Here is a 20,103-nt window from a genome sequence, read left to right on the forward strand (position 1 = left end):
CCGCTACGCGGCGGTCGAGTCGTCGCCGGCCCGCTTTCCGCCGTTCCGCTTCTTGCGAGCACGGGGACCGACCCCGCCGGCCTGGCCGCTCGACCTGGCCTGCTTGTGCGCCCGCACGAACTTCTTGTAGGCCGAGGCCACCTCGTCGGTGGAGCCGTCCATGACGATCTTCCCCTGATGCAGCCAGATCACCCGGGTGCACATGGCCTCGACCGTGGCGATCGAGTGGCTCACCAGGAACACGGTTCCGGCATCCCTGCGGATCTCCTCGATCCGTGCCCGGCTTCGTTCGCGGAACGCGGCATCACCGGTCGCAAGGGCCTCGTCCACCATGAGGATGTCGGGGCGGGCTGCCGAGGAGATCGCGAACCGCAGGCGGGCGCCCATTCCCGACGAGTAGGTCTTCATGGGGAGATTGACGAACTCACCGATGTCGGCGAACTCGACGACCTCGTCGTATCGCTCCTCGACCTGTTTCGGTGTCAGGCCGAGAGCGAGCCCGCCGATCATGATGTTTCGCTCCCCCGAGAGCTGCGGCATGAGCGCGGCGTTGACGCCCAGGAGCGCGGGCTCCCCCGCGACGTGCACGGACCCCTCGGTGGGCGGGATCAGGCCGGCGATCGCCCGCAGCATCGTCGACTTGCCGGAGCCGTTGACGCCGACGATGCCCACCGACTCGCCGTGCCGCACGACCATCGAGACGCCACGCACGGCGTGCACCTCGCTCACCGCACCGACGTGCCGCGTTCCGGAGGTCACCAGCCGCTTCAGGAACTTCTGCCTCCTCGGCTTGGCCTCCCGGACCGGTACGCCGGACTCCACGGCGCTCTTGGTCTTGGCGCCCAGGACCCGGAACACGATGTGGAGGTCGTCGACGACGAGCACGGGCGAGCCCAACCGGGCCATGGGCTTTTCACCGGCAAGATCCTCGGGATCGAACTCCAGGTCGAGGTCCAGATCCATGTGCGCTTCGGCCTCAGTCACGACCGTACCTCTCCTCAGCTCGCCAGAACACGATGAACCCGACCACGAACGTGACGACCGCCCATCCGATTCCCCAGTACCACATCGTCAGGTCCGGCGGAATGGTCTCTTCCTGCATCACCATGGATCGCCCGAGATAGAGGTAGACGTGACCCGGCTGGTACTCCATCACCAGCGCAAGCCACGTGGCAGATCTCGGCAGTTGTTCGACGAAGCGTTCGATCGGGAAGATCGCACCGGAGGCGAACATCGCCAGACGCAGCACGAACGAGATGATGTTGTCGAGGTCAGGAGTGGACGCCGAGAGCCGGGCCACGATGAAGGCCAGCCCCATGTTGAAGATCCACAGCAGCCCGACGACGACCGGGAAGAGCGCCCACCACCAGGTGATACGCACCGGCTCATAGTCCGGGATCAGCCCGCTGATCAGCACCATGACCAGCATGACCACGAGCGCCGGGATGAGCGTCGCGAGTTGGGAGTACACCTCGGAGATCGGCATCACGGCACGCGGGAAATGCAGGTTGCGCAGTAGGCTGGTCTTCGACGCGATCGATCGTGACCCACCGTGCACGGACGTGTCGATGAATCGGAACAGGAACGTCCCCATCACGATGAACGCCACCGTGTTGGCCACATCTCGGCTGGCTCCCAGCACCAGTCCGAAGATCACCACGTACACGAGCGCATTGAGTATCGGGTTCAGCACTGCCCAGAGCTGACCGAGGTAGTTGTTCTGGTTCTTCGAGTACGCGGTCGAGGCGCCGAGGACGCGAATGAACGGCCAGCGGGCGGCGACGTCGCGGATGTACGTCCACAGCGGCGGACGCACCCCCATCCTCGTCAGCCCGTTCTGCTCTGCCAGTGCCAGACGCTGCTCGGACGTCAGATCGGGCACGATCGGCTCCGGCGGCTGAGGCGGCTTGGGCCGCGCCTCAGTACCCGCCACGGCGCCCGCAGTGGTCGGAGTGGTCACGTGTGTTTCGAACCTGTTCTACGTGGTGATTGCCGGCCTGCCCGGCGGGGGCCATCGTACCCATTCCACGTTACCCCGACGCCAGTTGCCTACGGGGCCGATCGAGTGTCCCACCTGGTCGCGCCGATACGCCGCCCGGATGTGCCATCCTTGTACAGATGACCACCCCTGAACCGGGCGGCGTGTCCCGCGCGCTCGTGGAGTCCCCGCTCCAGTTGTTGTGCGCGGTCGAGGCGCATGCCGCCGGCCTCCTCGGACCCCGGACGCAGGTGCTCGTCCGCGACGACGTTCCCGGCCTCGCCGCGGCCCTCGAATCCCTGCGGGTCGCGGGCCTTCCGGACGGCCTGTTGACGCGCACGACGTCGCCCTGGGCCCTTGCGGCCGGCTGGACGCCGATCCGAGCCACGGGCGATGCCTGCTCCTGGCTGTTCCAGGCGCTCCTGCTCGTTCCCGGCCGTGTTCCTCGCCTCACGCTGATCGATGACGGCCTGGCCACGCTCGACCTGGTTTCCCGGCTCGGAGACCCGTCCCAGCCGTTGCTCCGGCCGGGAAAGCCCGCGAGCCCGCTGCGACGCGCGTTCGGGCACGCGTCGGCCGGTGCGCTGCGCCGGCTGGCCCGGCGCGGGCGCCTCGATCTGTTCACGGCGCTGCACCTGCCGGACCACGACCTCGCACGGCTTCACGACCTGGGCGTCCATGTCGTGCCCAACTCCCTCGAGTGGTTGCGGTCCAGCCCTCAGCCCGAGGTGATCGGCGAGACCACCGTCCTCGTCGGTGCGGCCCTTGTCGCCGACGGCCTTATCGACCCCGACGCCTATGTCGCGTGGGTGGCGGAGCAGGCCGCATCCGGTTCGCTCCGGTACGTGCCGCACCGCCGACACCGGCGAGAGGTAGTCGAGCGCATCGCCACGCTGGCCGGCGTCACGGTCGCGGAACCCGGCGCCCCGGTAGAGGTCCGCCTGCGCGGGCTGAAAGCCGGCCAGCGTGTCGTGTGCCTTCCGACGACGGCGGCTCTCCTGCTCCCGCCCCTGCTCGAACCTCGCGGCGTGCGCATCGAGGTGCACGACGTCGCCGAGCACTGGTGGACGCCGCGGACGTCCCCGGCGTTGCGCGAGCATCTGCGAGAGGTCCTGCGGCAGCTTCCCGACAACGTGGTGAGCGCGCCGTGAAGGCCGACGGGCGGCCCCGCGTCCTCGCGGTGGCGGACAGTGACTCGTATCTGAAGTGGGCGGCGACAACTCTCGTCGCACTCGGCGATGCCGCGGGATCGACCGGCGTCGTCGTCGTCCGCAGCCCGATCGAACCGACCTCCGGGCAGGCCGCGGCCGCGGTGGCGGGCACGGGCCTGACCGTGCCGCCGGTCCTCGGACTCCCCGGGCTGTGGTCGAGGCTGCGCCGGGAACGACCGGACGTCCTGCTGCTCGCGGCCACCGGTCCGACGGCAGAGGTGGTGGCACGCCTGGCCGTCCGAGCACTCGGGCGCGAACGCCCCGTCTTCCTGTCCGGGCTTCCTGGCATGGGCCTGCCCGCCACGGAGCGCGGCACGGGATGGCGGCGCTGGTGCGATGGCTTCATCACGCACGGCCGACGCGAGGTGGCCGCCTATCGGGACGCCTTCGCCGGGCACGGCGCCGCACCCGAGCTGGTGCTGACCCGACTCCCCTTTCTTCCGGACGGACCTTCCGGGCCCCCGGCGGCCACCATCGTCGGACGACCCGCCGAACCGGTCAAGCGCATCGTCTTCGCCGCGCAACCCTCGGTACCGGAGGAGCGCGACGAGCGCCTCCTGATCCTCAGCCGGCTGGCCGATCTGGGCCGGGCAGGCTTCGAGGTGATCGTCAAGCTCCGCGCCCGGGCGGGCGAACGCCAGACGCACAACGAGGCCTATCCCTACGACACTCTCTGGGAGGCGGAGGCCGCGGGGCTCGGGCACGCCCCGGAGACGGTCTCCTTCGCGGACGGCCCCATGTCGGCTCAGCTCACCCCTGGTACCGCACTGGTGACGGTGAGTTCGACGGCCGCCCTCGAATCCCTCGCCGCCGGACTACCCACGGTCCTGGCGGGTGATCTCGGCGTACGCCAGGACCTGCTGAACGAGCCGTTCGCCGCCAGCGGTTGCCTGGTGCGGCTGGACGAGCTCGCCGGCGTCCTGCAGGACGGGGGACCACACGCGGATCCCGAGTGGCTCGAGGAGAACTATCTGCACGCCGCCCCGTCGGAGCTGCCGGACGCGATCCGACGCCTGACCGAGCGACGCGCGCGGGGCGCGCTGACCCCTCTGACGGACGTCGTGCCCTGGTCGCTCCGCCGCCACCGCTGGTCGCTGATCCGGCTCACGGTGCCCCGCCGGGCCGCGCTCGCGGTCGTCGGCGCACGCCGTCACCTGCTCTCTGCCGACTGACCCCAGGCGTCCGGCTGATCCCAGATCTCGTGACGGCCGCACTGCCGTCGGCCACCGAGCGGATCAGGCTCGGTGGTCGACGGCAGCGCGGGCAGTGAGGCCGCGCAGGAACCCGGCGCCCCATGCCATGTGCATGGTCACCACGACGGGCGGGAGCAAGAGGGCCGAGCGAAGCGGCAGACGGGGTCGCCGTCGTGCCGCGTGCGCCGTACCGGCAAGCACCACCGCCGCGTAGGTCACCGGGGCGACCAGGCCCGCCAGCAGGACCCAGGCCGAACCCAGGAGCAAGCCCGCCACGATCGTCGGCACGCTCACCCCGAGGGCCAGCAAGGCTGCCGGTGGTGCCAGGTACCGTGCGCTCGCCGTCGTCGGCTCACGTCGCACGACCTCGCGGCGCCACATCCCGGTGCGCCAGAACTGCTTGGCCACGGCTCCGAAGGTGCGGCGCGGCCAGTACGTCACCACGAGCGACGGCTCGAACCAGAGCAGGCCGCCCGCGCGCCGCAGGCGCAGGCACAGCTCCCAGTCCTCGGCACGGAAGATCGTCGGGTCGTAGCCGCCGACCTCGTCGACCGCGCTCCGGCGGAAGATCCCCAGGTAGACGGTCTCGGCGGGCCCCGCCTCACCACCTACGTGGAAGGACGCCTGCCCCAGGCCGACCGGATGACTCATCGCCCGGGCCACCGCGCGCTGGGTCGGTGTCTGCCCTGACGGCGACATGAGGCCACCGACGCCCACGGCGCCGGCCTTCAGGAGCGCCGCGACGCCGCGACGCACGTAGTCGGGCTCGAACGCGGTGTGGCCGTCGACCCGCACGATGATCTCGCGATCCGGCGGCGCCGCCGCGAAAGCGAGGTTCAGCCCGATCGACCGGGAGCCGGTCGGGTTGTCCACGACGTGTACCTGCGGGTGCTCCGCTGCGAGCTTGTCGGCGATCTCGCGGGTGCGGTCGTGGGACGGCCCCACGGCCAGGACCACGTCGAGTTTCCCCGAGTAGTCCTGGCCGAGGGCGGAGCGCACCGCGTTCTCCAGGTTGAGCTCCTCGTCCCGGACGCACGCCACGACGGCGACGTCCGGCTCGTGCTCAGCCATGGCGCCTTCCTGGCGCCGCGACCGGTGAACTCAAGCGTCCACCCGGCGCAGGCGCGACATCGGCGAGAACTCGCCCGGCATGACGCGCTTCTCGCCGTCGCCCAGGGCCTTCTCCAGGATCCGGATGTCGCGGACCAGGTTCTCCAGCCCCTTCGGCTCGAGCGAGGACGCGTGGTCCGAACCCCACATGGCGCGGTCCAGCGTGATGTGACGCTCGACCGCGACGGCGCCCAGCGCCACGGCGGCGATCGAGATCTGCAGCCCGGTCTCGTGGCCCGAGTACCCCACCGGCACGCCGTAACGCTCCTGCAGCGTCGTGATCGTGCGCAGGTTCGCCTCCTCCGGCGGAAGCGGGTACGTGGACGTCGCGTGCAGGATGACGAGCTTGTCCGTGCCGAGGATCTCCACAGCGGCGTCGATCTGCTCGAGCGTCGACATCCCCGTGGACAGGATGACCGGCTTGCCCGTGTCAGCCAGCGCCTGGAGCATCTCGTGGTCCGTGACCGAGGCCGAGGCGACCTTGTAGGTCGGCACGTTCATCTTCTCGAGGAACTCCACCGAGGGCGCGTCCCACGGAGAGGCGAACCACTGGATGCCCTTCTCCTTGGCGTACGCGTCGATCTCGGTGTACTCGGGCTCCTCGAACTCGACCTTGTACTTGTACTCGAGGTACGTCATCTCGCCCCAGGGCGTCTGACGGATCTTGTCCCGCTGGTCCTTCGGAGTGCTGATCTCCGGGGTGCGCTTCTGGAACTTGACGGCTTGGCAGCCGGCCTCTACCGCCACGTCGATGAGCTTCTTGGCGTTCTCGACGTCACCGTTGTGGTTGATCCCGATCTCGCCGATCACATAGACCGGCTGCCCCGGGCCCACCAAGTGCTCGCCGATGCTCACCGGCGCGGGCTGCGCGTTCGTCGCGCTCATAACAGATCCTTCCGAAGGGGTCGTGCTCAGGTTTGTGCTCGTGCGGTTTCCGCCGAAGACTAGCCGACGGCGGTCGTGTGGGGGGCACCCGTAGTTGCGGCTGCAACCTCACCCGGACGCCCAGCGAGTATACGGTCACAGATCTCACGAACGGCACCGTTCCCGCCGTTATGTGAAAGCACGATCCTGGCCTGTGCCTTCACCTCACCACGGGCATCGGCGACCGCCACGGGCCAGCCGACGACGGCCATCGCGGGAAGGTCGTTCACGTCATTTCCGACGTACGCCACCCGCGCGGGATCGAGCCCCCGCTCGGCGAGCCATCCTCGCAGCGCAGCGGCCTTGTCGTCGATCCCGTGGAGCACCTCGATCCGGAGCTTGTCCGCCCGGGAGGCAACGACCTTGTTGGTCTCCGTGGACAGGATCAGCATCGGCACGCCGGCGCGCCGCAACCGCGCCACGCCCATCCCGTCGCCGCGGCTCACGCGAACTTGTTCCGTCCCGTCCTGGTCCACGTAGGCGTGGTCGTCCGTGTGGACGCCGTCGAAGTCCGTCACCAGGGCGTCCACGTCGATCGGCTGGGACGCCGAGTCGACGTCCTGGTCCACGAGCTGCCGTGCCAGCCGGAGATCGCCCGGTTCGTCGATCTCGATCGACCACTCCGGAGCGACGGGCTGGATACCCACCTCGCCGAAGAACCGCTTGCCGCCTTCACGAAATCCGTCCGTCCGCATCACGTAGAAAGCGCCGGTCTCACGGAAATGCGGAGCGCGGTCCTGCCGGCGCGGACGATAGTCGGTGGTGTGACCGACCGGGCTGGCCACGCCGTCGTCGAGCCGCCACTGGAAGTCGTGGGTCTCGGCGACGGCGACGACGACGTCCTTCTCGCCCGCTGTCACACGCCGGATCGCCGCGTCCAGGTCCTCGGAGTCGATGAACGGCGAGGTGCACTGCACGAGGACGGTGACGGGAGGAATTCCTTCGGGCGGCAGCCCACCGTCACCCGCTTCGACGCGCTCCAGCACGTGCAGGAGCGCCGATTCGGACGACGCGGTACTGCCCGCGATCTCGGCAGGACGGGTCACGACACGTGCTCCATGGGATTTGGCCTCGGTGGCGATCCCCTCATGGTCGGTGGAGACGATGACGGACGCCACCGACGGCGCGGCCATCGCCGCGCGGACCGCTCTGCCGACCAGCGTGATGCCATCGATGCGGGCGAGGTTCTTCAGCGGAACCCCCTGTGAACCGCCGCGAGCAGGGATGATGACGATCGCCGATGGCGCGGCCTGGTTTGACATTCTGTCCTCGAAGACTTTTGTTTGGATGATGGCGGGGGAACCCCCTGGAACGGCCGGTCGTCTCCGCGACGGGTCGGATTCCGGAGACCCGGATGCCCCCGCCTACTGTAGCGTTCCCCCCGGCTGCACCCCTTTCGCCCCGGAGCCCCGCACATGTCCTCACCGTCCCTCCGACGTCGCCTACGCCGACGGTACTCACGTGCCGCGGCCGCGCTCGTCAACGTCGGTAGAACGCTCCCGGGGAACGACCCGGAGAGACGCGCCCGCGCACTCGTCAACCGCGCCTTCGCGTCCGCGGTGCTCGCGGTCCCGGATCTCTCCCCGGGCACCGCACGCTGCCGGGAGGCCGTTCTGGACCGGATCGCGGGCGACGACGGTCTGGGCTGGTATGCCGTCTCCACCGGCCGCGTCCGCTGGAGCCGGCACGCCGGCACATTCGGCGCTGCCCTTGCGCTCGCCGACGCCGCGATCGACGAAGAGGCACTGACCGAAGCGCGCGTCCTGGTCGCGTCGCTCGTCGACGAGCGCCCCCGGAGCCCACGCGCCAGGGACCTCCTCGGCCTCCTGGAGGCTGCGAGCGCCAACTGGCCCGCCGCCCGGAAGCACTGGCGCCTCGCCGCCCGGGGCGCCGCGCAGGAACCCGCCGAGCTCAGGAGCCTGGTCGACCGTCGCGTCAGGCTGGAGCGTTCCTGGGCCGACCTGCGCACGAGCATCTCGGAGAACCTTCCGTTGACCGAGGCCACGGAACACGTCCACGACGCGTGCCGGCGGATCCGGCACGGAGCCGAGCTCGTCACCGCCGTCGAGACGCTCGTCGTCGAGGCGGTCCACGACGGCACCATGACGCCCGTGCGTCCTGTCCTCCCTGCCTTCCGCACCGCCGCGTCCCGGACCGCTCATCCAGGGACGGCGGCGGACATCACCCGGCGGCTGACACACGCCCAGGAACGTGCCCACGACGCCGACTTCGCCGATGCGCTGACCGGCCTGACGACGGAGCCGCCGGCCGGCCTGCTCCGGGACGCCACGGCGCTCTTCCTGATCGGACGACTGCTGTCGGCCCGGAGCCGCTACGACGACGCGCGAGACGTCCTGGGTCTCGTCTCGGGCCCTCCGTCCCGGACCGGGCGGGCGCTCGTCGCAGCCGCCCGCCTGGACTGGGTCGAGCACCGGTACGACGAAGGGATCGCGCGGGCGTCACGCGTCACACGCCCCCCACAGGTCGCGCGCTCCGCGAGCCGTCTGCTCGCACAACTGCGTGACGCTCAGCGCGACGACCACTCGAACGCGGTTCCCGGCGGGGTCGCGCACGTTGCGTTCCACGTGGCAGAGGGCGGCAATTTCGGGGACGTCGCGCTCACCGTCGCGGCCAGAGCGAGCATCGAGCGCGTGGTCCCCGATATCGCGTGGCGCCCGTTCCACGCGCATCAGGTCGTGGACGAGGCCCAGCTCGAACGCCTCAACGCCCAGCGGGCCGTCGTCGTCGGCGGTGGTGGCCTCTTCCTTCCCGACACGGCACCGAACGGGAACTCGGGGTGGCAATGGAACATCGGGACCGACGTCATCCCGCGCATCAAGGTCCCGACGGCGCTCTTCGGCGTCGGCTACAACCTCTTCCCGGGGCAGTTCTTCCCGGGATCACTCTTCAGGAACAACCTCCTGGCACTCGCCGAGCATGCGCGGTTCATCGGCCTGCGGAACCACGGATCCATCGAGCGCGTCCGCGACATGCTGCCGGCCTCGCTGCACGAGAAGGTCTGCTGGGTGCCGTGCGCCACGACGGTCCTGGACCGCGTCCGGCCGCCGGCGGCCGGCACGCCGGCCAGTGCCCGGAGCCACCAGGTCCTGCTCAACGTGGCCTACGACCGGAGTGCCCGCCGCTTCGGCACCAGGTATCCCGAGTTCCTGACGGCGATGGCCGAGTACGTGCGGCGGCTCCGGAGCGGAGGCGCCGATGTCGCGCTGGCCGCGCACCTGACAAGTGACGAGCAGTTCGTCCAGGACCTCGGCGCGGAGCACGATCTCACGCTCGACGTCGAACGTCTCTACCGGCTGGGACTCGACGAGGCGCTCGCGACGTACCGGAACGCCTCCCTCACCATCGGTATGCGAGGCCACGCCACGATGGTCTCGTTCGGTCTCGGCACGCCGGTTCTGGGCATCGTGTCGCACCCCAAGGTCCGCTACTTCCTGGAGGACATCGGACGGCCGGAGTGGGCCGTCGAGGTCGATGAGCCACACCTTGCCGACGTCCTGCTGGAACGCACGTTCGACGCCCTCGGCCGCGAGTCAGAGATTCGCTCCGATATCGCCGGGCTTCAGCAGCCACTGCTCGAGCGCGTGCTCGACGCCGCACAGCTCATCGGAATCCGCTGAGAGTCGACCACACTTCACCACAGTCCGTCGCCACGCTCACGGCTGGCGCCAATGCCCGGAAGGTAAACATCCAATTGTCCACCCGAAATGCCCCCGCGAACGGTGTGAGGGCTGATATCCAGGCGCTGCGCGCCTTCGCCGTCATGGCGGTCGTTCTGTTCCACCTCTGGCCGATACACATGCCGGGTGGGTACATCGGTGTCGACGCGTTCTTCGCGATCTCCGGCTTCCTGATCACGGCGCACCTGCTGCGCGAGACGGACAGGACCGGCACGGTCGATCTCCCGAAGTTCTGGGCCCGCCGCGTTCGTCGGCTCCTGCCCGCGTCCCTCCTGGTCATCATCGTGTCGGCGGTCGGTGTGCTGCTCCTGCTGCCCCGTGGGGCGTGGCAGACCTTTCTCTCGGACAGCGTCGCGGCGACGTTCTACTTCCTGAACTGGTCTCTCGCCGCTCAGGCGGTCGACTACCTGGCGGCGGAGAACGCCGCCTCACCGGTCCAGCACTACTGGTCCCTCAGCGTCGAGGAACAGTTCTATCTCGTCTGGCCGCTGCTGATCGTCGCGTCTCTGTGGTTCGCCCGCCGTACCGGCCGCACCGGGCGGGCATCGATCTTCCTTGTCCTCGCGCTCGTCACGGCCGCGTCGCTGGCCTACGGCATCGTGCTCACGTCGCTGGACCCCGCGTCGGCGTACTTCGTCACGCCGACGCGCGCCTGGCAGTTCGGCGCCGGCGCACTGCTCGCCTTCATACCGGTGACGCTGGCGCGACACCGCCCGCTCTCGGCGGCGACCGCGTGGGCGGGGATCGCCATGCTGGTGGTCTCCGCGTTCGCCTACGGCGCCACGACGCCCTTCCCGGGTGTGGCGGCCCTCCTGCCGATCGCCGGCGTTCTGCTCGTGGTCCTGGCCGGGGAGTCGGAGCATCCGCTGGCACCGACGCGGTTCTACGAACTTCGTCCGGTGCAGTGGCTCGGTGACTACTCCTACTCGATCTACCTGTGGCACTGGCCGCCGATCGTGATCCTGCCGTATGTCGTGGGCACGTTGTCCTGGCCGCACAAGATCCTGATTCTCGCCGGAACCCTCTTCCTCGCCTGGCTCACGAAGAAGTACGTGGAGGATCCCTTCCGGGCGTCCTCGTACCTCCGCGCCCGGAAGCCGCGCGTGACGTTCGCGGCGCTCGCCGGCGCGACGGCGGTCGCCGTGGCCGCTCCCGGGATCGGCCTGTCGTCCCTCGCCGCCCAGGAACGTGCCGACGAGCAGGTGGTCGCCCAGGCCATCAACGATCCGTGCTTCGGGGCCGCGGCCATCCAGGACAACGGGATCCTCTGCACACCTGACATCGACAAGGTCGTGCCCGAACCCGAGGTCGCACCGGACGACCTCCCGCCCGTCTACGGCGACAGATGCCGGGTGCAGCCGGAGGCCGAGGGGGTCAAGGAATGCACCCTGGGCGACGACGACGGAGCCGTGCGGCTCGCCCTGGTCGGCGATTCCCACGTCGCCCAGTGGGCGACGCCTCTCGACGCCATCGGGAAGGAGCGAGGCTGGGACATCACCTTGTACTTCAAGGGTGCCTGCCCGTTCAGCACCGCCGTCGCCGCTCTGGAGGACACCTTCGACCGCGCGACATGCATTACGTGGAACGAGGAGGTCCTGCGACGGATCCTCGAATCCGGCTACGACGGTGTCATCACCTCCTCCCGGGCCGGCTACAACTTCGCCGGTTCCGACGGCGACCGTGACCGCGGTGTCGCCGTGGGCGGGTACCGGCAGCGCTGGGAACAGCTGACGGCAGCCGGCCTCCCCGTCGCGGTACTTGTCGACACGCCGGTGATGCCGACCGCCGCCCGTGAGTGCGTGACCACGCCGGACGAGTCGGCCGACTGCGGGGTATCCATCGACGTCGCGTTCGAGCAGCCCGAGTACCTCACCGCGGCCGCACGCGACACCAGCGGCGTCACCCTCGTCAACCTGACCGACCGGTTCTGCACGGACTCGTTCTGTCCGGCGGTCGTCGGTTCCGTCTACGTCTACCGTGACTCGAGCAGCCACGTCACGGACACCTTCGCCACGACGCTCGAGCCCTGGCTGGAAGAGCAGATTCAGCCGTTCGCGGCCGCGATACAGCGCTCAGGCCGCTGACGTCAGGGACGGACGAGAAGGAAGCCGGGATTCGCTGGATTCAGCGAATCCCGGCCTTCTCGGCGCCCGGCCGCGGCCGTCGGGCCGGCGGGCGCCACCAGGGCGTCACTCCGGCCGGAACGCCAGGGCCCGGCGGACGTCGAGCGCCTCACGAACCTTCCGGCTGCGGCGGGCCGCCCTCCATGCCTCTCGCTTCAAGCGCCTCTGGGCGCGCTCCATCAGTGAGCGCTGCGCCAGCGTCGGGGCAGGCTCCCCGTCGTCCTCTTCTCCCGTCCCGCCACCTGGGACGGGAACGACGAAGTACTTCTCCGCCCAGGGCGCCGCCTCCAGGAGTTCCTCGCGCCGGCCCGGGCCGCTGTCGGGGAACCGTGTCGGCTGCATCGCACGCGCGACCTCCTCCACCAGCGCCTGGACATCCGTGTCACACGGAGGCCGCACCGAGATGCGGCCGTCGTGCAGGTCGACCCGGTTCAGCCGGACGTCGGTGATGACGAGGGGAATCCGGTTGCTGTCCTCGAACTTGGGCAGTTCGGCGAGAAGCAGGTCCACGCCGACGGTATAGCCCTCCATGCCGTAGGTCTCCACGGCGGTCGAGAGCCCCGTCGAGAAGCAGCCGATCGCGGCCTTCGGCCGCAGCCTCTCGTACAGCACCTCGACCGGGACAGGGGTGTCCAGCACCGTCAGCGACACGTCGAGGTCCTCAGCCAGCTCGAGCAGCCGGTGGGTGAACGTCGGCGGTGCGCTCGGATGCGGCTTGAACGCGACCTTCTCGTGGCCGAGCTGGGCAGCGGCCCGGAGGAAGTCCAGATGGAGTTCTTCCTCCTGGCGCTCCGTGAGCAGGTCGAGCGCCGCGAGATACTGCCCCAGCATGATCGAGTCGACGTGCCCGGAGAACATGGACTCCGGCGCGCCGTCCTGCAGCGCCGCCTTCCCGTACTCCTGCACGACCGCGCGGAACGCATCCGCGGAAAGGACGACCGTCGAGATCTCGTGCTCGCTCAGCAGCACCGGACGCAGGCCTGCCGCCAGGTCCAGGTAGAGCAGTCGGTTGAGCCGCTCCGCGACGCTCGGCCGGATTCCCTTACGCGTCGGTCCGTAGCTCATCAGCCCATCGGAGACGACGTCGACGGGCGAGTCGGGAAACAGCTTCGTCAGGGTGCTCGAGGGACGCACCGGCAACGACTGCAACGTGATGCCGAAGCCTTCCTCGAGGCCGAGGGCTTCGTCGAAGGACTCGCGCCACGATCCGTACTTCTTGCGCGGCGGGTTCCAGGCACGCGGGTGGTACGGGAAGATGATCTCGTTGAGGTGCACGACGTCGTCGAACCGTGCGGCGATCGTGTCGAACCCCGGCTGCTCCGCCAAGCTCGGGGCGATCTCAGGAATCTTGGCGTTATTCGTCACCATGAGGACAGAACGACCGAGATCGGGGTAGAGCCCCGCATCCAGGGCAGCCGCCATGCTCGCCGCCGCCATGAAGGTCGGCGCGACAAACAACTGGTCCATCAGCGAGCCTCCATCTGCAGGATCTTCTTCAGCACGATCCGCTCCGCCATCCGGAAGTGCCTGAGTGCATGACCGATCGCATCGGCCGGGAACGAGTTGAGGAACGCCGACGAGCGCCGGAAGAGCTCGCTCTGCAGGTCGGGGGTGAGGCGGGCACGCATCGACACGTGGAACGAGACGATGCGGCACGCCCCGTACGCCGCCTTGTCGATATAGGCGGTGTTCCCGGAGCCGATGGCGAGGTCACGGATCCCGGCGTAGGCGTCCAGGAAGTGGAGCGTATTGCGATTCCCGGCCTGTGTCAGCGCGGTCGGATTCACGTCCTTGCGATAGAAATAGCCCTTGAGATCCAGCACCGCCGTGGACTCGGTGTTCAGATGCAGACGCCAGAACCACGGCCGGTCGGCAGCGGTCCGGAGCGATTCGTCGAACGCGAACAGCTCCGGCGCGATCCGTTCCCTGTCGTACATCCCGGCCCAGAGGAAGGGATAGTCCACCATCGATCGCGAACCAGGGGCCCCGATCTGGGACGTCGGATGCACGACGACGTCGCGCTCACCGTCCGGGGCGCGCTGGACGCTCCGGCTCATCCCGTTGACCCGCACGTGATCGGTGCGGACGAAGTCGACGCCCAGCGAGCGGTGCGCATCGAGCAGCAGGCCCAGATGGCCCGGCAGATACCAGTCATCCGCGTCGAGGTAGGTCAGGTAGCGTCCCTCGGCATGAGTCAGCGCGATGTTCCGGCTCTTGGCCACACCGGAATTCTCAGGATTCCGCAGGAGGGTGAGCCACGGCATGGCCTCAGCCGCACGCCCCAGGATCTCTGGCGTCTCGTCGTCGGAATGGTCATCAATGATGATGAACTGAAAACCATCCCGCCGATTAGCGCGGATCGTTGCCAGGCAATTTGGTAAGAAATCCGCAGCGTTGTACACCGGCACGATTACACTGAGGATTGTCACGGCTCCATCCAGATACTTTAGCCTTGGCTCCTGGTGCTGATCCGCAGATGCACAGGGCCGCCCGACGGCCACGGAGGGCCGGGTTCGCAGACCGGCGAACGAACTATCGAGCACGCTATCACGGCGATTGCTCGCGCTCACAGTTCCCGCGCGTCGGACTCCAGCAGCACGGGGATCCCCCCTCGCACCGGGTACGCCAGGGGCCGCTCCGATGCCGTCGAGTGCAGTTCCGGCTCGCCGTCGGGGCTGGTTCCGTCGATGAGCGTCGCACCTGTGACGGGGCAGCGCAGGATGTCACGCACCCAGCCGGCCAGGCCGTCGTCGCCCTCCGGCGTCGTCCCCACATCGCTCGTCACGCCGCTCACCTCTGCTCCAGGCTGTCCGCGCGCACGAGCAACAGGACGTCGTCGCGCACCTTTTCCATCATGTCGTCGTCCGCGGCCTCGACATTGAGTCGCAGCAGCGGCTCCGTGTTCGACGCGCGCAGGTTGAACCACCACTGCGGATGGCCGTCCCAGTGGGAGATCGTCAGGCCGTCGAGCTCGTCGACCTCGACCTCCTCGGCCGCGTACGCCTCGTACACACGAGCCCGCGCGGCCGGGACGTCCGCGACGCGCAGATTGATCTCGCCCGACGCGACGTACGGCTCGTACATCTCACCCAGCGCGCTCAATGCGTTGTCCTGGCCGCCGAGGGCCTGCAGCACGTGCATCGCGGCGAGCATGCCCGTATCGGCGTAGAAGAAGTCGCGAAAGTAGTAGTGCCCGCTGTGCTCTCCGCCGAACACCGCACGGTGCTCGGCCATCCGCGCCTTGATGAACGAGTGCCCGACACGCGTGCGAACCGTCGTCGCGCCCGCCGCGCCGAGGAAGTCCGGCACGGCGCGCGACGTGATGAGGTTGTGGACCACGGTCGCGTCGCGGCCCTCGTTCTTCTCCTTCTCGACCTCACGCATCCCCACCAAGGCGGTGACGGCCGACGGCGAGACCAGAACACCCTTCTCGTCCACCACGAAGCAGCGGTCGGCATCGCCGTCGAACGCGAGCCCGATGTCCGCGCCGTTGGCGACGACGGCGGTCTGGAGGTCCAGCAGGTTCTTCGGTTCGAGAGGATTGGCCTCGTGGTTGGGGAACGAGCCGTCCAGCTCGAAGTACAGCGGCACGATCTCCAGCGGCAGTTCCGGCAGTCCTGCCGCGGCACCGAGAACCGCCGGGACGGTCAGGCCGCCCATGCCGTTGCCGGCGTCGACGACGACCTTGAGCTCGCGGACGCCCGAAAGATCGACCAGGTCGCGCAGGAAGCCCGCGTAGTCGGCGAGCATGTCCCGTCCCGCCACCGTGCCGCGCTCGGCGACGGGCTCCGGGAACTCGCCGTCCAGGTAGGCCTGGGCGAGCTCGCGTATCTCGGCGAGGCCGGTCTCCTGACCCACAGGCGCCGCGGCGGCGCGGCAGAGCTTGATGCCGTTGTAGTCGGCCGGGTTGTGACTGGCGGTGAACATCGCGCCGGGAAGGTTCAGCACGCCGGAAGCATGGTAGAGACCGTCCGTGGAGCACAGTCCGATGTCCACGACGTCGGCTCCGGCCGCGGTCACGCCGTCGGCGAACGCGGCGACGAGGTCCGGGCCGGAGGCACGCATGTCGCGCCCGACGACGACGCCGGGCCGCGTGCCGGCCGGCACGACCACTCGCGCGAACGCGGCCCCGATCGCGCGCGCCACGTCGGGCGAGAGCTGGTCCGGCACGATCCCACGGACGTCGTACGCCTTGATGATCTGGGTGAGGTCGGTGGACACGCCGTAACTGTACTGCGGGCCGGAGCCTCCCGGCCCGCCGGTGACCTGCCGGTGGACCCGGCGGCGTGAAGACGCTTCCGCCGCGCCGACCGGATCTCCACGCACCCGCTCGATGCCGGGCACCAGGACGACCTACGATCTTCCCGTGCTGACTCTCGACCGCTCCCTCCGGCTGGCCAACACCGTCCAGCCGTACGCCTGGGGCTCCACCGACGCCATCCCTCGCCTCCTCGGGACCGAACCGGACGGCAGCCCGGCCGCCGAGATGTGGCTCGGCGCGCATGCGAGTGCGCCGTCCCTGGCGGCCACCGGCGACGGTGACATGCCCCTGGACGAACTGGTGCGGCAGGACCCGGAACGGATGCTCGGCCGCCGCGTCACCGACAGGTTCGGCCCTCGGCTGCCCTTCCTGCTCAAGGTCCTGGCGGCGGACCAGGCTCTGTCGCTCCAGGTGCACCCGGAACCGCACGCGGCCCGCCAGGGGTTCGACCAGGAGAACCGTGACGGGATCGCCATCGGATCGTCACAACGTTCGTTCCACGACGACCAGCACAAGCCCGAGATGCTCGTCGCGCTGACCCAGTTCGAGGCACTCGCGGGCCTGCGGGCCGCCCACACGATCCTGAAGCTCCTGGACGGTCTGGACGGGAAGCTGGTCGACTCGATCTCCCGGACGCTGCGCCGGGACCCATCGCCGGAGGGTCTCCGCGAGGCCATGGAACACCTGCTGGCCGCGCGGCAGGACGCGGGCTGCGCGGCGGACATCGCCGCCACGGTCGTGTCGATCGAACGGCGCCTGGATGCCGGGTCTCCGTACGAGCGCGCCGACCGGACCGTCGTCGACCTCGCCGAGCAGCACCCCGGTGATCCGGGTGCGATCGCCTCCCTGCTGATGAATCGCGTGACGCTGGAACCGGGTGAGGCGCTTTTCACCCCGGCCGCCGAGGTCCACGCGTACCTCTCGGGGGTCGGCATCGAGATCATGGCGAGCTCGGACAACGTCCTGCGCGCCGGACTGACCACCAAGCTCGTGGACGCCGATGCTCTCGTCCGTTGCACCTCGTTCGCCCCGCGACCGCCCGCCGTGCCCGAGCGTACGACCGCCGGCCGCCACGGGCAGATCCACACGTTCCGCGCTCCCGTGGACGAGTTCGTGCTGAGCACGGCGAGCGTCACCTCCGACGAGAACGTGACACTGCCGCACGACGGCCCGCGCATCGTGCTCGTGCTCGACGGCGCGATCGATCTCGTCTGCGAGAACGGGTCGACGACGGCGATGACCCAGGGCGATGCCGTGTTCGTCCCGCACTCGGCGGGCCGGCTGACGGCAGCCGGGACCGGGAGCCTCGTCTGTGCGTCCGTGCCCTGATGTTCGCCTCGCGGACGGCCTCGCCACCTCGCGCCGCGACCCCCCGGGGGTGGGGGTTCCGCCTGTCGATGTGCTCCCGCGGCGCTGCGCTACGATGACGCCCCGGCGGCCTGGCGTGGCCGGCGAACGCGTCGCCCGGACCCCGGGGCATGTCCGGTCCCGACCAATCAGGACCCGCACGGGAGAGCGCAAGCACCAATGGCATTCTTGAGACGAAAGCCGTCCGTGCGGGCCGATGTCACCGGCCCGCACCTTGCGGCCAACCAGGAGTTCGTCGACTTCCTCCGTGACGTGGGCATCCTCGCCGTCCGGATCGCCCCGAGCGCATCGTGGCCGAACATCCGTCTCACGCGCCGGATACTCGGGCTCCAGACCACCACGTCCGAGGAATCGGCGGAGCTCTCCCGCCGCGTGGCGGTCGACGCGGGGCACGTGGCCTGGCACGCGTCGGCCGCCAGGACGGTCGACACGCTGCTCTCGGTTGGCAGGGACCTGGTCCGTGACCATCCGGAGCTTGCGGCCCGCGCCGCATCGCTGCTCGCCGGCGTCCACCAGGACGCCGCTGCCGTCACGGACCTCACGGACCGTTCGCGCCGGCGGGCGGCTCGCCTCCGGAGAGAGGCACGGAATGCGGGGCGCGGACTGAAGCCCGCGCTGCATCTTGCCGCTGCGAGGGCGCTGCTCGGTGAGGTCGATCGCTCCGACGTGCTCCCGCTGTTGCGGCGCGCCTCCTCCACTCCGAAGGATCCCGCCGTGAAGGCGGCCGCGCTGACGCTCGCGGGGAGTGTGCCGGACGACGGCCCGGCCGTTCACCGGAAGGCCTATGCCGCATTCGTGGACGACAACTACTTCGAGGGCTTCCTGACTCTCCTGAAGAGCCTCCTTCTCACGAACGCCGTGAAGGACACCGATGTCGTCGTGTTGCATGACGGCCTGAATCCGCACAACGTCCTTCGTGCTCGCCTGCTGTGCCCGGCCCTTCGATTCGTGCGCGTCGACCCGGCTCCGTATCTGTCGTACGTCAAAGGTGACTCGGCCAACTATCTCTACGTCAAGGCCTACCTCATCCTGGAAGCGTTCCGTCACCTGCGCTACGAGAGGGTCGTCACGCTGGACACGGACATGGTGATGCTCGGGGACATCGGCCATCTGTTCGATGGCACGTCCGCGTTCGCGGCGGTGCCGCAGTACTTCGACTCGGACGGCGGCCGCAAGCTGAACAGCGGGCTCATGGTGTTCGACAGCACCTGCATGTCCGACGAGTTCGTCGCGCGCATCGACGCCATCGGGGAATCTGGCGAGTACGAGCTGGAACGGCACGACCAGGGCGTGCTGACCGCGGTACTCGACGGCGGGTACGAGCGTCTCGGCCGTGAGCTGAACTGGGTGAAGCGGGCGACCAAGCCGGGTGAGCGATTGCCCGGGGACGTCAAGGTCCTGCACTTCACGGGACGATTCAAGCCGTGGCAGGGCGGCGAGCACGGCTATCGCCTAGTAGACCGTCGCGGCTTGATGTCTGGTATGTCTTACCTTCGTCGATATCGGTGCAGGTGACGGGAGTGGGACGTGGCTCGTGTGCGGGCTCATGCGGTAGTGCTGGAGGAGGAGCAGCGGGCGCGGTTGCGGGCGGTGGTCTCCAAGGGGGTCAGCCCGGCGCGGGCGGTCATGCGGGCGCGGGCGTTGCTGGCGCTGGACGAGTCGGGCGGGACGGTGCCGGTGCGTGCCGAGGTCGCGGCTCGGCTGGAGGTCTCGATCGATTTCCTGGCCAAACTCGCGGCCCGGTGGGTCGAGGTCGGGGATGTGGACGCGGTGATCGGGCGTAAGAAGCGCGCCAGGCCGCCGGTGGAGCCGAAGGTGACTGGTGAGGTCGAGGCGCGGGTCATCGCGCTGGCGTGCTCGGCCCCGCCGGCGGGGTATGCGCGGTGGTCGTTGCGGCTGCTGGAGAAGCACGTCGTTTTGCTTGAGGGCGTGCCGGATCTGGACCACTCCACCATCGGGCGGGTTCTGAAAAGGGGGCGCTCAAGCCGCACCTGAAGGCCTGTTGGACGATCCCGCCCAAGGCCAACGGCGAGTTCGTCGCGAACATGGAGGACGTGCTGGCCGTCTACGCCCGCCCCCTGGACGAGAAGTTCCCGGTGGTGTGTATGGACGAGAAGCCGCTCCAGCTCCTCGGGCAGGTCCGTGACCCCGAGCCTGCCCGGCCCGGCACCCCGGCTGGCAATCCCTTGAAACCGTGGAGGCGTGATTTTGCTTGGTCTGGCAGTCGTGCCTCGCGG

16 protein-coding genes and 1 pseudogene are annotated in these 20,103 nt (G+C 69.3%); 8 read left to right on the top strand and 9 right to left on the bottom strand.

Annotated elements, in window-relative coordinates:
• Positions 1-3 precede the first annotated feature (3 nt).
• Both ACYVK5_RS23760 and ACYVK5_RS23765 read right to left on the bottom strand, forming a co-directional pair.
• Entirely contained in the window at positions 4-984 is a 981-nt protein-coding gene (locus ACYVK5_RS23760) for an ABC transporter ATP-binding protein (RefSeq protein WP_460708454.1), read from the bottom strand.
• Positions 977-1,960, bottom strand: a complete 984-nt coding sequence (locus ACYVK5_RS23765; RefSeq protein ID WP_460708455.1) for an ABC transporter permease — start codon at positions 1,958-1,960, stop codon at positions 977-979. The genes ACYVK5_RS23760 and ACYVK5_RS23765 overlap by 8 nt, the downstream gene beginning before the upstream one ends.
• Positions 1,961-2,118: 158 nt before the next feature.
• Between ACYVK5_RS23765 and ACYVK5_RS23770 the strand changes: the two genes are divergently transcribed.
• Complete coding sequence (locus tag ACYVK5_RS23770) at positions 2,119-3,129, top strand: hypothetical protein (RefSeq protein ID WP_460708456.1); 1,011 nt, start codon at positions 2,119-2,121, stop codon at positions 3,127-3,129.
• Positions 3,126-4,361, top strand: a complete 1,236-nt coding sequence (locus tag ACYVK5_RS23775; protein WP_460708457.1) for a DUF6716 putative glycosyltransferase — start codon at positions 3,126-3,128, stop codon at positions 4,359-4,361. The genes ACYVK5_RS23770 and ACYVK5_RS23775 overlap by 4 nt, the downstream gene beginning before the upstream one ends.
• Positions 4,362-4,424: 63 nt before the next feature.
• Here ACYVK5_RS23775 and ACYVK5_RS23780 read toward each other — a convergent pair whose 3' ends face one another.
• From ACYVK5_RS23780 to ACYVK5_RS23790, 3 genes are read right to left on the bottom strand one after another with little or no spacing between them, the layout of a single operon-like run.
• Positions 4,425-5,453: a glycosyltransferase gene (locus tag ACYVK5_RS23780; protein WP_460708458.1), complete on the bottom strand. Its 1,029-nt coding sequence runs from the start codon at positions 5,451-5,453 to the stop codon at positions 4,425-4,427.
• 30 nt (positions 5,454-5,483) lie between these two features.
• A complete protein-coding gene (locus ACYVK5_RS23785; RefSeq protein WP_460708459.1) occupies positions 5,484-6,377 on the bottom strand; it encodes an N-acetylneuraminate synthase family protein in 894 nt (297 codons plus the stop codon).
• A gap of 59 nt (positions 6,378-6,436) precedes the next feature.
• Entirely contained in the window at positions 6,437-7,678 is a 1,242-nt protein-coding gene (locus ACYVK5_RS23790) for a cytidylyltransferase domain-containing protein (protein WP_460708460.1), read from the bottom strand.
• Positions 7,679-7,831: 153 nt separating this feature from the next.
• Between ACYVK5_RS23790 and ACYVK5_RS23795 the strand changes: the two genes are divergently transcribed.
• Entirely contained in the window at positions 7,832-10,054 is a 2,223-nt protein-coding gene (locus ACYVK5_RS23795) for a polysaccharide pyruvyl transferase family protein (RefSeq protein ID WP_460708461.1), read from the top strand.
• A gap of 74 nt (positions 10,055-10,128) precedes the next feature.
• Positions 10,129-12,198, top strand: coding sequence for an acyltransferase family protein (locus ACYVK5_RS23800; protein WP_460708462.1), 2,070 nt, complete (start codon positions 10,129-10,131; stop codon positions 12,196-12,198).
• A 105-nt stretch (positions 12,199-12,303) separates the two neighbouring features.
• Here the strand turns inward: ACYVK5_RS23800 and ACYVK5_RS23805 are convergent, their stop codons facing one another.
• From ACYVK5_RS23805 to ACYVK5_RS23820, 4 genes are all read right to left on the bottom strand, one after another.
• Complete coding sequence (locus ACYVK5_RS23805; RefSeq protein WP_460708463.1) at positions 12,304-13,704, bottom strand: polysialyltransferase family glycosyltransferase; 1,401 nt, start codon at positions 13,702-13,704, stop codon at positions 12,304-12,306.
• A complete protein-coding gene (locus ACYVK5_RS23810; RefSeq protein ID WP_460708464.1) occupies positions 13,704-14,666 on the bottom strand; it encodes a glycosyltransferase family 2 protein in 963 nt (320 codons plus the stop codon). The genes ACYVK5_RS23805 and ACYVK5_RS23810 overlap by 1 nt, the downstream gene beginning before the upstream one ends.
• Positions 14,667-14,803: 137 nt before the next feature.
• Entirely contained in the window at positions 14,804-15,022 is a 219-nt protein-coding gene (locus ACYVK5_RS23815) for a Trm112 family protein (RefSeq protein WP_460708465.1), read from the bottom strand.
• 5 nt (positions 15,023-15,027) lie between these two features.
• Positions 15,028-16,458 carry a phosphomannomutase/phosphoglucomutase gene (locus ACYVK5_RS23820; protein ID WP_460708466.1) on the bottom strand — a complete coding sequence of 477 codons (1,431 nt, stop codon included), beginning with the start codon at positions 16,456-16,458 and terminating at the stop codon, positions 15,028-15,030.
• 145 nt (positions 16,459-16,603) lie between these two features.
• Here ACYVK5_RS23820 and manA point away from each other — a divergent pair, with 145 nt between their 5' ends.
• The 4 genes and pseudogenes from manA to ACYVK5_RS23840 all read left to right on the top strand — a co-directional run.
• Complete coding sequence (gene manA / locus ACYVK5_RS23825; protein WP_460708467.1) at positions 16,604-17,827, top strand: mannose-6-phosphate isomerase, class I; 1,224 nt, start codon at positions 16,604-16,606, stop codon at positions 17,825-17,827.
• A 225-nt stretch (positions 17,828-18,052) separates the two neighbouring features.
• Positions 18,053-19,381, top strand: coding sequence for a glycosyltransferase (locus ACYVK5_RS23830; RefSeq protein ID WP_460708468.1), 1,329 nt, complete (start codon positions 18,053-18,055; stop codon positions 19,379-19,381).
• Between the two features lie 39 nt (positions 19,382-19,420).
• Positions 19,421-19,861, top strand: a complete 441-nt coding sequence (locus tag ACYVK5_RS23835; protein WP_460708469.1) for a helix-turn-helix domain-containing protein — start codon at positions 19,421-19,423, stop codon at positions 19,859-19,861.
• 50 nt (positions 19,862-19,911) lie between these two features.
• Positions 19,912-20,103, top strand: a pseudogene (locus tag ACYVK5_RS23840) (hypothetical protein); the annotation flags it as partial.

The organism is Myceligenerans halotolerans, from assembly GCF_054782975.1.

Excerpts from the sequence above, each read along its gene's own strand:
- ACYVK5_RS23770 (WP_460708456.1), top strand. The coding sequence starts at position 2,119 with ATGACCACCCCTGAACCGGGCGGCGTGTCCCGCGCGCTCGTGGAGTCC.
- ACYVK5_RS23780 (WP_460708458.1), bottom strand. The coding sequence starts at position 5,453 with ATGGCTGAGCACGAGCCGGACGTCGCCGTCGTGGCGTGCGTCCGGGAC.
- ACYVK5_RS23785 (WP_460708459.1), bottom strand. The coding sequence starts at position 6,377 with ATGAGCGCGACGAACGCGCAGCCCGCGCCGGTGAGCATCGGCGAGCAC.
- ACYVK5_RS23790 (WP_460708460.1), bottom strand. The coding sequence starts at position 7,678 with ATGTCAAACCAGGCCGCGCCATCGGCGATCGTCATCATCCCTGCTCGC.
- ACYVK5_RS23795 (WP_460708461.1), top strand. The coding sequence starts at position 7,832 with ATGTCCTCACCGTCCCTCCGACGTCGCCTACGCCGACGGTACTCACGT.
- ACYVK5_RS23805 (WP_460708463.1), bottom strand. The coding sequence starts at position 13,704 with ATGGACCAGTTGTTTGTCGCGCCGACCTTCATGGCGGCGGCGAGCATG.